The organism is Ruegeria sp. YTSB088, from assembly GCF_059609825.1.
This window is the reverse complement of record NZ_JBXWMM010000009.1, coordinates 140,017-152,854: the sequence shown is the minus strand read 5'-3', so window position 1 is coordinate 152,854 and position 12,838 is coordinate 140,017. Positions and strand designations below refer to the sequence as shown.

Genomic DNA, 12,838 nt, shown 5'->3' with positions numbered 1-12,838 from the left:
TCGTTCTAGAAACAAAAACCCCCGCAGCCTGATGGCGCGGGGGTTTCAATTTCTTCATCTTGAGAAAGGTCAATCTTCTTTACGAAGCTTGCCCTTATGTGGAGCCCAGAGGCGCTTGTTGACCAGATAGAGCAGCACCGACAGAACGGTCAGGAAAATCACGCCAACAAAGCCAGCGTTCTTACGCTCCATCATCTTCGGCTCTGCCGCCCACATCAGGAAGGCTGAAACGTCTTCCGACATGTGTTCGACAGAGTTAGAATGTCCGTCAGCAAACTCGACCTGTTCGTCCGACAGCGGCGGTGCCATCGAAATCCAGCCACCAGGGAAGGCTTTGTTTTCGTACAGGATGGTACCTGCTTCTTCTTTTTCTTCGCCGGTGTAGCCGTCCAGCAGAGAGGCGATGTATTCGGCACCGCCCATGCCCTTGACCAATTGGTTGATACCCAGACCGTAAGGCCCGTGGAAGCCCGCGCGGGCCTTGGCCATCAGGCTCAGGTCCGGCGCGCCGACACCGGTATTGGCCGGGAAATGGTCGGTCGGGATCGCCGGGCGGAAGTCGTCCAGCTCAGGGTCGAACACTTCGAAGTTGTCCGCCGCATAAGCGATAACTTCTTCTTCCGAATAGCCCAGCGCTGTCAGATCGCGCAGAGGTACATATTGCAGGCCATGGCAGGCTGCGCAAACCTCGGTATAGATCTGCAGGCCGCGCTGCAGCTGATGCTGATCCCATGTGCCGAACGGGCCTTCGAACGAGAAGTCGAAGTCTTCGATATGCTGCTCACCCCCACCTGCTGCAATGGATGCAGCAGGGGTCAGGGCCAAGGCAAACGCGGCGCCGATTGCAAGTTTCTTGAACATGTTTCCGGTCCCTCTTCTTACTCGGCCGGCGTGGCTTCGGCGTCAGCCTTGCCATAATGCGCGTTGAAGTCTTCTTCGATCGTCTCGGGCTGTGCCAGAGGCTTCTCGATCACACCAAGGATCGGCAGGATCACGAAGAAATAGGCGAACCAGTAGGCGGATGCGATCAGCGAGAAAGTCGCATAGGGCTCTTCCGCGGGCATCGCACCCAGCCACATCAGGGCGAAGAAGTCGATGATCAGCAGGTAGAACCACCATTTGAACATCGGACGGTACTTGCCCGAACGCACGCTCGACGTGTCCAGCCAGGGCGCCAGTGCCATGGCCAGGATCGCACCGAACATCGCCAGCACACCAAAGAACTTGGCGTCGATGATGCCGCCGGTGATGAAGCTGGCAAACTGAACGACCCAGACCTCACCGGTGAAGGCGCGCAGGATCGCGTAGAACGGCAAGAAGTACCATTCAGGAACGATGTGTGCAGGTGTGACCAGCGGGTTGGCCTCAATATAGTTGTCCGGGTGGCCCAGATAGTTCGGCATGAAGCCGACAATGGCCCAGAACACGACCAGGATCACGGCCAGTGCGAACAGGTCCTTGATCACGAAATACGGCCAGAACGGCAGCGTGTCTTTCTTCGCCTCGTCCTTGGAACCACGACGCACTTCAACACCTGTCGGGTTGTTGTTGCCAGTGGTGTGGAAGGCCCAGATATGCACGACAACCAGTGCCGCGATGATGAACGGCAGCAGGTAGTGCAACGAGAAGAAGCGGTTCAGCGTCGCGTTATCCACGGCGGGTCCGCCCAGCAGCCAGGTTTGCAGCGCGTCACCAACAAACGGGATCGCACCAAACAGGCCGGTGATCACGGTCGCACCCCAGAAGGACATCTGGCCCCAGGGCAGAACGTAGCCCATGAAGGCGGTGCCCATCATCATCAGATAGATCAGCATACCGATGATCCATGTGATTTCGCGCGGGGCTTTATACGAGCCGTAGAACAGGCCGCGGAATATGTGGATGTAAACCGCAACAAAGAAGAGCGACGCGCCGTTCATGTGCACATAGCGGATAAAGTGACCACCATTCACGTTACGCATGATGTGTTCGATGCTGGCGAAGGCCAGATCAACATGCGGGGTATAGTGCATCACCAATACGATGCCGGTGACGATTTGCAGCGCCAGGCAGAACGCCAGAACGATGCCCCAGATCCACCACCAGTTCAGGTTCTTGGGGGTTGGAATCATGAGTGTGTCATACAGAAGGCCGACAATCGGCAGACGGCTGTTCAGCCATTTCTCGCCGTTTGTCTTCGGCTCGTAATGATCGTGGGGAATTCCGGACATAAGTTTGGGTCTCCCTTAGCCGAGTTTGATTGTGCTGTTGTCCACCCATTCTGCGGGCGGGACAGGCAGGTTCTCAGGCGCGGGGCCTTTACGGATACGACCGGCGAGGTCGTAGTGCGAGCCGTGGCAGGGGCAGAACCAGCCGCCAAAGTCACCGGCGTCTCCCAGAGGTACACAGCCAAGGTGCGTACATACGCCCATCTGAACGATCCAAGCACCCGGCGCTTCGCCTTCCGGAGACGGCATGACGCGGTTTGCGTCAGTCGCGGGCGCATCAGCGCTTAGGTTGAAGTTACGCGCCAGCGGATCTGGCAGCGCATCAACGCCTTCGGCGTCCTGATCCTGGGCTTCCTGAATCTCGGCACCGGTGCGGTGACGGACGAAAACGGGTTTGCCCAGCCATTTTACCGTCAGCTGTGTGCCCGGTTCGACGCCGCTCACATCCACACGGATCGAGGACAGCGCCTGAACGTCTGCCGATGGGTTCATTTGGTTGATCAGGGGCCATACAGCTGCACCCGTTGCAACGACACCTGCGCCGCCTGCGACGTAATACAGAAAATCTCTGCGGGTGCCTTCGTGGTCTTCTGCGTGGGACACGAGGTTATCTCCGATTGTCTGGCGCCCGCGGACGGGCAAATAGCTCGCGCACCGCATGAATGCGGCGTCTTAACCGCGCTTACTATCGGGGAGAATAGTGTTCGTCCAGCGTTCATAAACGCGCAATACGCCGCATGTGTCGCTTCATGCACCTGCCGAAGGGCTTTTTTTGGTGAATCTTGCCCACAACTTTGCCTCCGGCTTCGAATCAGCGGTTGTTGATTCGAGCTCAGAACTCTGCTTTGCGGGCCCCATCTAGTCGGTTTCAGACCACCTGGGCAGCGTCTTATTCGCGCGTGCATTCTCGACAATCAGCAACGCCAAACGCAGATTGTTTTCAGGGAAATCATATTCGCCAAATAGATGATTTAAATTGCAAATTGAGCGCAAATACACCGTTGCACTTTTTGCGCGAATGCCGGACAGCGCAAAAAACGCGCGAACTCCAGCAAGGAGACCCCCTATGTCAAAAGTCACCCCGGCCGCTGCGATGTTCACATTGGCTTTGGCCACGCAAACCTTTGCCGCAGGCGATCCGGTGAAAGGTGAAGCAATGTATAACCGTTGCTACTCGTGTCATGCGATCATCAAGGACGGTGAAGTCCTGGTCAAAGGCGGAATCACCGGCCCGAATCTCTACGGCGTCGTCGGACGCGTCGCCGGATCAGAAAATGACTATCGTTATGGCAGCGAACGCCTGCCCATCGGCATGTTCACTGACGATATGATCCGTGCTGGCGAAGAAGGTCTGATCTGGACCGAAGATAACATCGCCGCCTATTCCAAAGACCCCATCGGTTTCATCAAAGAGTATCTGGATGACGAAACCGCCCGCCCTAACATGAGCGTCAAACTGAAGAAGGGTGCGGAAGATATCGCCGCTTATCTGGCAACATTCAGTTCCGAGTAATCCTGTTTCCCGGTGCTGGCTACGCCTTGTGCATCAAGGCGGCCAGCTGACCGGTTTCATTGCCAAACCCGCTGGCCACTTGATCGGCGGCAGCGATCCTTACATCGTCCGGCTTGTTCTGGCCCAGTTTCCAGGTGCCCTGGATATCCTCTACCTGCATCCGGCATGGTACGATCATTCGCATCATTCTGGCCAACGCGTCATCAGACATTTTCCCAGTGACCCATGGCGCTTTGGGCAGAAGTCGATTTTCATAGAATGCAGATTGTCGGTCCAGCAATTCGCGCAGCTCGTCCTGCGAGCGCAGCTCAAGCGTTCCGGTCAGGTGCACGGCAACATAGTTCCATGTCGGAACCTGATCTGCGACACCGTACCAGTCGGGCGAGATATACCCATCAGGCCCCTGCACCGCGATCCTGACCTCTTTCGGCCCCCGCAGCACACGAACGATCGGGTTTGATCGTACCAAATGAAGATCGGCCACCGCACCGTCTTCCGACAGCAGAAACGGCACGTGGCTGATCAATGGCGCGCCGTCGCCAGAAATCGCCAGAACGCCGAATGCCCGGTCGCGGGCGAATTCGATATGACGCGCTTTGTCTTCGGCGCGGTAGGCTGGATTTGGGTGCATGAACGACCTCCTGCCAAATCTCTTGCAGATGGGGTCGGTTCTTGGCAAGGTCCGCCTTGTTCTCAGGGCGGGGCGGAATTCCCCACCGGCGGTATGCGGGCCATGACCCGCAAGCCCGCGAGCGGCTCTGCCGTGTCCACGATCCGAAAAGTGGGAACCGGTTTTCGGACAAAATGTGGAACCACGAAAGAGTGTCAGCAGATCTGGTGAGAGGCCAGAGCCGACGGTTAAAGTCCGGATGGAAGAGAACGTGCAGTGCGCCGGTGATACGGCGCGCCTGCTCGTGATCGCCTTGGGTGACGTGTCATGCCGGGTTGGCAGCGAAGGTTTTCGCGACCGCCAGCAGGCCACCAAACTGAAAGGAGATAACTATGACACACACCCGCTATGCTTTTGTCAAAGCAAACTGGCATTCCGACATCGTTGACCGCGCGCTCGATGGATTTCTAGAACTGATCCCGGCCGATCAGGTCGATGTTTTCGACGTTCCCGGCGCGTTCGAGATGCCGCTGATGGCCCGCGATCTGGCCCAAACCGGCCGCTACGCCGCAGTTGCCTGCGCCGCATTTGTCGTGGATGGCGGCATTTACCGGCACGACTTCGTCGCGCAAGCGGTGGTCGATGGGTTGATGCGCGCCGGGCTCGATACCGGTGTTCCTGTACTGTCGGTCTCGCTGACCCCGCACCAATACCAGGAAACTGATCACCACAACGCCATCTACCGCGCGCATTTTGTGGATAAAGGCCGCGAAGCCGCACAAGCTGCGCTGAAAATCATGGCCACGCGCGCCCAACTGGCTGAGGCTGCATAAGCTCGTAAGGTTGGGGTAAACACGCCCCAACCGCAAATCCGCTTGAGGCCAAAGGCCTTGCCCGCTAATCACGACGCTCAAAGGAGCACGCCCCATGTCGATGAACAGTTTTGGCCATCTTTTCCGTGTCACCACCTGGGGTGAAAGCCATGGACCCGCTTTGGGTGCCACCGTCGATGGCTGCCCGCCGGGTGTCACGATCGACGAGGGCATGATCCAGCACTGGCTGGACAAGCGCAAACCGGGGCAGAACAAGTTCACCACCCAGCGGCGCGAACCAGATCAGGTGAAAATCCTGTCCGGCGTGTTCGAAGGGCAAACCACCGGCACGCCTGTGCAGTTGATGATCGAAAACACCGATCAGCGCTCGAAAGACTACGGCGATATCATGGACAAGTTCCGCCCGGGTCATGCCGATATCACCTACTGGCAGAAATACGGCATCCGGGATTATCGCGGCGGCGGGCGTAGCTCGGCCCGTGAAACGGCGTCTCGCGTTGCGGCGGGTGGTCTGGCGCGCGAAGCCATCAGACAAATCGCTCCAAACGTGCAGATCACTGGCTACATGACCCAGATCGGACCGCACAAAATAGATCGCGGCAACTTTGACTGGTCCCAGATTGAACAGAATCCGTTCTGGACACCTGATGCATCCGCCGCAGAAGACTGGGCCGCGTACCTGGATGATCTGCGCAAGTCCGGCAACTCGGTCGGGGCCGTGGTCGAAGTCGTTGCTCGCGGTATCCCCGCCGGGATCGGAGCGCCAGTTTATGCCAAGTTAGACACTGATCTGGCCGCCGCGATGATGTCCATCAACGCTGTAAAGGGCGTCGAGATTGGCGAAGGCATGGCCGCCGCTGAACTGACGGGCGAGGCCAACGCCGACGAAATCTTCATGGGTCAGAATGGCCCGCAATACAGCTCGAACCACGCCGGAGGCATTCTGGGCGGAATCTCGACCGGGCAGGACGTTGTCGTGCGGTTTGCTGTCAAGCCAACATCATCGATCCTCACCACCCGCAAGACGATCACCAAATCCGGCGAAGAAACCAAGATCATCACCAAAGGTCGCCATGACCCCTGCGTCGGTATCCGCGCCGTTCCAGTGGGTGAGGCAATGATGGCCTGCGTGATCCTCGACCACCTTCTGCTGCATCGCGGCCAGATCGGAGAGAACCGTGGACGGATCGGCTGATCTGCGCGCACGTCTGCGTGCTGTGGTCGCACACCGCATGGAAACTGATCCCGCCCATGATCTGGCCCATCTGGATCGTGTTTGGACCAACGCCCAAGCCATCGCGAATGATCAAGCCGATATGTCCGTGCTGCTGGCCGCAAGTTATCTGCACGATCTTGTAAATCTGCCCAAGGACGATCCCAACCGGCATCTTGCCTCGCGCAGGTCCGCGATGGAATCAGAGCCTATTCTTGGGGAAATCGGGTTTAATACGGCTCAGGTCCGCGCTATCCGGCACGCGATCGAAGCCCATAGCTTTTCGGCCGATATCCACCCTGAAACGATCGAGGCGCGCATTCTGCGCGATGCGGATCGGCTTGACGCTTTGGGCGCCATCGGCATCGCCCGCAACTTTTCCGTTTCCGGTGCTTTGGGGCGCACTCTTTATGACCCGGCAGATCCTTTTGCCAAAAACCGACCTTTGGACGACCTTCATTTCTCGCTCGACCATTGGAAGGTTAAACTGCTGCGGCTGCCGGGTGACATGCTAACCGAAACCGGCCGACTGATTGCCGAGCAACGCACCGCGCGCATGATCCGCTTTCTAGAAGACTTCGCCGAGGAGATCGGCTGCTCCTTGCCTCAATCCTGGGTGAATTGCTGAACCCACCCGTTGATCTTTGCCTGTCAAAGGCGCAGGTTCGCGCCGATGACAAAACCCTTAACATCGCATCGACCTCTGCTTGCAGTAACGCTGAAACTTGGCGCCTTGTTCCTGTTCACATCGATGTCCGCGCTGGTCAAAGCACTGTCGGATGAGTTCCCACCGGGCCAATTGGTGTTCTTTCGGTCCTTGTTCGCGATACCTGTCATTATTCTCTGGCTCATTGCGCGTGGGGAATTGTCCAAGGGTTTCGTGGTCAAGAAACCCATGGGCCATTTCTGGCGTGGCGTTCTGGGGACCAGCGCCATGGGCCTTACCTTTACCGGCCTCAGCCTGCTGCCGCTGCCCGAAGTCACTGCAATCGGGTATGCGACGCCGATCTTCACCCTGATTCTGGCCGCCGTGATGCTGGGTGAACGCATTCGGCTTATCCGCATCGGTGCAGTGGTGCTGGGTTTGCTGGGGGTCCTGATAATGACTTGGCCGCGCCTCGGCACAACCGAGATGGAGGTCGCCGCCACTATCGGCGCCTTATGTGTGCTGGGTGCTACCCTTGCCCGTGCTTTCGTTCAAATCCATATCCGGCAATTGGTCAAGGTCGATCACCCTGCGGCCATCGTGTTCTATTTCTCGATGACCGCGACGCTTTTGTCTGCCCTGACAGCATTCTGGGGGTGGTCAATGCCAACGTGGAATCAGGCTCTGATCATGGTCATGATGGGCCTGATCGGCGGCGCCGCGCAGATTTTGGTCACTTCCTCCTATCGGTTTGGTCAGGCCTCGATGCTGGCACCTTATGACTATGCAACCATGCTTTTTGCGATTGTGATCGGCTATGTCTGGTTCGACGAACTGCCAACGCTTGCAATCTTGATCGGGGCCGCACTGGTGATCGCAGGCAATGTTGTTGTCATCTGGCGCGAACACCAGTTGGGGCTGGAGCGTGGCAAGGCCCGGTCGGTTACTGACCCCAAAGCGTGACTTTACCTTTTGTAATCTTCCCCTAGGTTGGGCCGAACAGTCAAAGAGGTTCCCAAATGAGCAACGCGCAGGATCACAAGGAAAAGATGCAGAAGGTGCAGGCCCAGCACCGCAAGAAAGTGTCCGAGGCCGTGGATCCAAGCCGTGGTCTGGTCCTGATCAATACCGGCAAAGGCAAAGGCAAGTCCTCGGCCGCGTTCGGCGTAGTCATTCGCGCCTTGGGCTGGGGCCAGAAGGTTGGTGTGGTGCAGTTCATCAAGGGCAAGTGGAAAACCGGCGAGCGCCGTTTCTTCGAAGAGCGCGATCTGGTGACATGGCATACGATGGGCGAAGGTTTTACCTGGGACACGCAGGATCGTGAGCGTGACATAGCTGCTGCCAATGCAGCCTTCGACAAGGCATGTGCCCTGATGTCCAGTGGCGAATACGATCTGGTTGTACTGGACGAGATCAACATCGCCTTGCGTTACGAATACCTGACGGTCGAACAGGTCATCGAGGGTTTGAACGCGCGCTCGGACAAGACCAGCGTATTCCTGACCGGACGTGATGCACCGCAAGCGCTGCGTGACTATGCCGACCTGGTTACTGAAATGACCGAGGAAAAACATCCGTTCCAGGCCGGTATCAAAGCCCAGCGTGGCGTGGATTTCTGAAGCATCGTGAGACGGGACTCTGGCGGCGCCCAGCCGCCAGATATGACAGTCGTTCTGCTGCGTTGACCAATCCTATCGTGTCGCAGGTTCCGGAAAACGCTGGCGGGTTCGGTTGGCGAATGCCACAAGCGACAGCATCACCGGCACTTCGACAAGGACACCCACAACCGTCGCCAGTGCAGCGCCGGAATGAAGGCCGAACAAGCTGATTGCAACGGCAACGGCCAGTTCGAAGAAGTTCGATGTCCCGATCATGGCACATGGCGCTGCGATCCGGTGGGGAACCTTCAGCGCATAAGCGGCGCCATAGGCAATGGCAAAAATACCGTAGCTTTGGATCAGAATGGGAACGGCGATCAGAACGATGACCGCAGGTTTCGCCAGAATGGTCTGACCTTGCAGGCCGAACAGGATAACTACAGTTGCAATCAATCCCATGACGGACCACGGTTTCACCCGCGCCGAAAAGGCTTCCATAGCCGTTTTAGAGCCTAGTTTTTGGCGAGTGATCAACCCTGCGATAAGCGGCAGCACCACATAAAGGACTGTGGCCAAAACCAAAGTCTGCCACGGCACTTCGATGTCAGTGACCCCCAGCAAAAAGGCCACGATCGGCGCAAATGCCACGACCATGATCAGATCATTGACCGAGACCTGAACCAGCGTGTAGGTCGCGTCGCCTTTGGTCAGTTGCGACCACACAAACACCATGGCGGTGCAAGGGGCTGCACCCAGCAGGATCAGACCGGCAGTGTATTGCGCAGCATCTTCGGGCGCGATCCAGGGCGCGAAGACATAGTCAAAAAACAGAACGGCCAGCAGTGCCATGGTGAAAGGTTTTATCAGCCAGTTCACCACCAGGGTCACAATCAGACCACGCGGCTGGCGGGCAACCCCGGCGACTGCGCCGAAATCGACGTTGACCATCATCGGGTAAACCATTGCCCAGATCAGCACCGCCACGACCAGGTTGACACTGGCAATCTCCGCTTTTGCCACCAGCTGCACCAGACCCGGCGCGGCCAGTCCGATCAGGACGCCACCGATCATCGCAAGCGCAACCCAGATCGTGAGATACCGTTCAAAAATGCTCATAATAGCGCCTCAGAAGTTTGATCCGTAAGTTTGCCGGAAGTCAGAGCAGCGAGGCCAACCATCACGGCCGCCGTGCCCAGCACCAGGGGCAGCCCCCCGACCTGATAGGTCAGGCCAGACAAAACGGTGCCGGCCAACCGCCCTGTCGCATTGGCCATGTAGTAAAAGCCGACATCCATCGTCACACGCTCGGACCGGGTGAAGGCAAGAATCAAATAGGAATGCAGCGATGAGTTGACCCCGAAGATCACACCGAAGATCAGCAAGCCTGCGATGAGTGTCAGGGTCAGCCAGGTCTCGGGACCATCCGAAATCAACACACCCAGTGTTAGAGCCGCAGGAACACAGAACAGGATCGCCGCCCAGCTGCGTGCAGCGCGGATCAGATCACCTTCGGTTCGATCTGACGCACGAAGAATCCTTGGCGCGTTGGCTTGCACGGCTCCATAGAGGATGATCCATACCGCCATGAATGTTCCGATCATGAAGAACGCGACCCGATTACCCTCTTCGGTGCCATCTGAAAGAACAGCATAGAAATAGATCGGGATGCCGACCACGAACCAGACATCCCGCGCGCCGAACAAGAAGACACGTGCTGCAGACAACCAGTTCACATTTGCGGATTTTGAAAAAACCTCAGAGAACTTGGTATCCTTGCGCCCCTTCGGCAGGCCCGCAGGCATGAACAGCTTCAATGCGACCAGGATCACCGCCAGAACGGCGGCCATGGCAAGCACTGCCGGTATGAAGCCCAGCGTTGCAAGCATGGCGGCCCCCAACAGGAATCCCAGCCCTTTTACGGCGTTTTTGGAACCTGTCAGAATCGCAACCCATCGAAACAACTCGCCTCCTTCGGATGGAGCCAGCAACTTGACCGCCGATTTCGAAGACATCTTGGCCAGATCCTTGGCCACTCCGCTGGCCCCTTGCACAATCATGACAAATGTGACCGAAGCTGCGACGGTCCAGTTCGGGTCAAGCTGCGTCATGACGAGCAACGCGACGATCTGCAACCCCAGCCCAGCATAGAGGGTCGAGGTCAGCCCGAACCGTGCGGCGATCCAACCGGCGGACAGGTTGGTGACAATCCCGGCGATTTCATAGAGCACAAACAGATAGGCAAGCTGCACCGGCGAGAAGCCCAGGGTGTGAAAGTGCAACAGCACCAACATCCTGAGCGCCCCGTCGGTCAGCATGAAGGCCCAATAGGCAGCCGTGACCGCGATATAGGCCGACAGTCCTTCGGGCCGATGCGTCACAACGATGCCCCGACCATCAGCGCGACATCCACCAGCCGGTGCGCATAACCCATCTCGTTGTCGTACCACGCGTAGATTTTCACCTGCGTCCCGTTCACAACCATGGTCGATGGTGCATCGACGATCGAAGAGCGTTCGTCATTAGTATAATCGGTGGACACCAGCGGGCGCGTCTCATATCCCAAAATGCCCTTCAGTTCACCCTCGGCTGCGGCTTTGAAGAAGGCGTTGACCTCTTCAACCGTGGTTTCGCGTTCAACCTCGAATACGCAATCGGTCAGCGAGGCGTTCAGCAACGGCACCCGAACCGCGTGGCCGTTCAAACGACCTTTGAGTTCCGGATAGATCAGAGTGATGGCCGTGGCCGAGCCGGTCGTCGTCGGGATCAAAGAGTTCAGGGCCGAGCGTGCGCGCCTAAGATCCTTGGCAGGCCGGTCCACAATTGTCTGCGTGTTCGTTACGTCGTGAATCGTCGTCATCGATCCATGGCGGATGCCTAGATTCTCGTGAATGACCTTTACGACAGGCGCAAGACAGTTTGTCGTGCACGAGGCCGCCGTCACGATCCTATGCGCCGCGGGGTCGTAGGTTCCGTCATTTACACCCATGACAATATTGGCTGTCGGACCATCCTTGACCGGAGCAGAGACAACAACCTTCTTCACCCCAGCGTCAAAATATGGTGCCAGCTTCGCCTCGGTCTTGAACACGCCGGTGCAGTCGATCACCACGTCAACACCGTCCAGCGGCAACGCGCTCAGGTCATTGGTGCCAATAAAAGGCAGGCGGGTTCCGTTAACCGAAATGCTGTCGGCATCATGGGCAAATTCTTCGTCCCAGCGCCCGTGCACCGTGTCGAATTCCAGCAGATGCGCATGCATCTCGGGATCACCGACGGCATCGTTGATCCAGGCTATCTTTGCGCCTCGTTCAAGCAGAGGTTTCAGGGCCAGTTTTCCCATCCGGCCGAGGCCGTTCAGTGCGTAGGTTGTCATTTCGTTTCCTCGAGTGAAGCGCGCCCGATTTCATCAATGGCGGATTGCAAGGCGATCCGGTCAAGGCTTTCGACCGGCAACGATGTAAAGGCCTGAATCCGTCGCTTCAGTGCGCCATAGGCGTTTTGAAAGGCCAGGCTTTTCTCGGCGTCGGTGCCATCGGCCTTGACCGGATCTTCCATACCCCAGTGGCCACTTATCGGTTGGCTTTCCCATGCCGGACATTCCTCGTTGGCCGCCTGGTTGCAGACGGTGAAGACAAAATCCATGGCAGGCGCGTCCGGTGCCGAAAACTCGGACAGATTCTTTGACCGCAGGATCGAGGTATCGTGCCCTTTGTCGCGTAAAACCTGCACCGCAAAGGGGTTTAGCTCCGAACTTGGTTGTGTCCCGGCTGAATACGCGTTGAACCGATCTCCGCCGATCTCGCGCAGCAGGGATTCGGCAAAAATAGAGCGGGCAGAGTTGCCGAAACAAATGAACAGCACATTGAACTTCCGGTCAGTCATAGTCTCACTTCCCTTGGTCGAAGGTAAACAAAGATCAGGTCGGCCGCGGCAGCAGTCCACAATCAGGAAATCGAGCATTTGCTGCACGTTCTTCATTTCAATCGAATAGAGCAGAGACGTCCCGGATCGTTCCTGCTTAACAAGCCCCGACCGTAGCAGCGCATTCAGGTAGTTCGACATGGTGCTGGGTTTGACACCCAGCTCTGTCGCCAGCTCGCCCGCGGGAACCCTGTCAGGAAACCGTCGCATCAACATGCGAAACACGGTGATACGTTGCGAGTGGCCAAGGATAGCAAGTTGATCGATTATCTCTTTTGTCATATTTCATGAAATATG

The 12,838-nt window shown here is 57.4% G+C and carries 14 protein-coding genes and 1 riboswitch; of the genes, 6 read left to right on the top strand and 8 right to left on the bottom strand.

Features of this window, described 5'->3' with window-relative positions; translation table 11 throughout:
* Positions 1 to 69: 69 nt before the first annotated feature.
* From AC2FFA_RS15735 to petA, 3 genes are read right to left on the bottom strand one after another with little or no spacing between them, the layout of a single operon-like run.
* A complete protein-coding gene (locus tag AC2FFA_RS15735) occupies positions 70 to 861 on the bottom strand; it encodes a cytochrome c1 (RefSeq protein ID WP_496852334.1) in 792 nt (263 codons plus the stop codon).
* A 17-nt stretch (positions 862 to 878) separates the two neighbouring features.
* On the bottom strand, positions 879 to 2,210 hold the full coding sequence (petB, locus tag AC2FFA_RS15730) for a cytochrome b (protein ID WP_117871464.1): 1,332 nt from the start codon (positions 2,208 to 2,210) through the stop codon (positions 879 to 881).
* 15 nt (positions 2,211 to 2,225) lie between these two features.
* A complete protein-coding gene (gene petA / locus AC2FFA_RS15725) occupies positions 2,226 to 2,810 on the bottom strand; it encodes a ubiquinol-cytochrome c reductase iron-sulfur subunit (protein ID WP_117871462.1) in 585 nt (194 codons plus the stop codon).
* A 463-nt stretch (positions 2,811 to 3,273) separates the two neighbouring features.
* Here petA and AC2FFA_RS15720 point away from each other — a divergent pair, with 463 nt between their 5' ends.
* Positions 3,274 to 3,720 carry a c-type cytochrome gene (locus AC2FFA_RS15720; protein WP_496852333.1) on the top strand — a complete coding sequence of 149 codons (447 nt, stop codon included), beginning with the start codon at positions 3,274 to 3,276 and terminating at the stop codon, positions 3,718 to 3,720.
* Between the two features lie 19 nt (positions 3,721 to 3,739).
* Here AC2FFA_RS15720 and AC2FFA_RS15715 read toward each other — a convergent pair whose 3' ends face one another.
* Positions 3,740 to 4,351: an FMN-binding negative transcriptional regulator gene (locus AC2FFA_RS15715; RefSeq protein ID WP_496852332.1), complete on the bottom strand. Its 612-nt coding sequence runs from the start codon at positions 4,349 to 4,351 to the stop codon at positions 3,740 to 3,742.
* Between the two features lie 54 nt (positions 4,352 to 4,405).
* Positions 4,406 to 4,605, top strand: a riboswitch (FMN riboswitch).
* Positions 4,606 to 4,722: 117 nt separating this feature from the next.
* On the opposite strand from AC2FFA_RS15715, the gene AC2FFA_RS15710 reads away from it, so the two are divergent.
* The 5 genes from AC2FFA_RS15710 (at position 4,723) to cobO (ending at position 8,641) form a co-directional block, all read left to right on the top strand.
* The gene (locus AC2FFA_RS15710) at positions 4,723 to 5,163 is read left to right on the top strand and encodes a 6,7-dimethyl-8-ribityllumazine synthase (RefSeq protein WP_496673443.1); all 441 of its coding nucleotides are present in this window, start codon (positions 4,723 to 4,725) and stop codon (positions 5,161 to 5,163) included.
* Between the two features lie 94 nt (positions 5,164 to 5,257).
* Entirely contained in the window at positions 5,258 to 6,358 is a 1,101-nt protein-coding gene (aroC, locus tag AC2FFA_RS15705) for a chorismate synthase (protein WP_299899999.1), read from the top strand.
* Positions 6,342 to 7,004: an HD domain-containing protein gene (locus AC2FFA_RS15700; protein ID WP_496852331.1), complete on the top strand. Its 663-nt coding sequence runs from the start codon at positions 6,342 to 6,344 to the stop codon at positions 7,002 to 7,004. The genes aroC and AC2FFA_RS15700 overlap by 17 nt, the downstream gene beginning before the upstream one ends.
* A gap of 45 nt (positions 7,005 to 7,049) precedes the next feature.
* The gene (locus AC2FFA_RS15695) at positions 7,050 to 7,985 is read left to right on the top strand and encodes a DMT family transporter (protein ID WP_496852330.1); all 936 of its coding nucleotides are present in this window, start codon (positions 7,050 to 7,052) and stop codon (positions 7,983 to 7,985) included.
* A 56-nt stretch (positions 7,986 to 8,041) separates the two neighbouring features.
* Complete coding sequence (cobO, locus tag AC2FFA_RS15690) at positions 8,042 to 8,641, top strand: cob(I)yrinic acid a,c-diamide adenosyltransferase (RefSeq protein ID WP_117871446.1); 600 nt, start codon at positions 8,042 to 8,044, stop codon at positions 8,639 to 8,641.
* A 72-nt stretch (positions 8,642 to 8,713) separates the two neighbouring features.
* Here cobO and arsB read toward each other — a convergent pair whose 3' ends face one another.
* From arsB to AC2FFA_RS15670, 4 genes are read right to left on the bottom strand one after another with little or no spacing between them, the layout of a single operon-like run.
* Positions 8,714 to 9,736 carry an ACR3 family arsenite efflux transporter gene (gene arsB, locus AC2FFA_RS15685; protein ID WP_496852329.1) on the bottom strand — a complete coding sequence of 341 codons (1,023 nt, stop codon included), beginning with the start codon at positions 9,734 to 9,736 and terminating at the stop codon, positions 8,714 to 8,716.
* Complete coding sequence (gene arsJ / locus AC2FFA_RS15680) at positions 9,733 to 10,998, bottom strand: organoarsenical effux MFS transporter ArsJ (protein WP_496673460.1); 1,266 nt, start codon at positions 10,996 to 10,998, stop codon at positions 9,733 to 9,735. The genes arsB and arsJ overlap by 4 nt, the downstream gene beginning before the upstream one ends.
* The gene (locus AC2FFA_RS15675; RefSeq protein WP_496852328.1) at positions 10,995 to 11,993 is read right to left on the bottom strand and encodes an ArsJ-associated glyceraldehyde-3-phosphate dehydrogenase; all 999 of its coding nucleotides are present in this window, start codon (positions 11,991 to 11,993) and stop codon (positions 10,995 to 10,997) included. Before AC2FFA_RS15675 ends, arsJ begins: the two co-directional genes overlap by 4 nt.
* On the bottom strand, positions 11,990 to 12,823 hold the full coding sequence (locus AC2FFA_RS15670) for an arsenate reductase/protein-tyrosine-phosphatase family protein (RefSeq protein WP_496852327.1): 834 nt from the start codon (positions 12,821 to 12,823) through the stop codon (positions 11,990 to 11,992). The genes AC2FFA_RS15675 and AC2FFA_RS15670 overlap by 4 nt, the downstream gene beginning before the upstream one ends.
* Between the last annotated feature and the right edge of the window lie 15 nt (positions 12,824 to 12,838).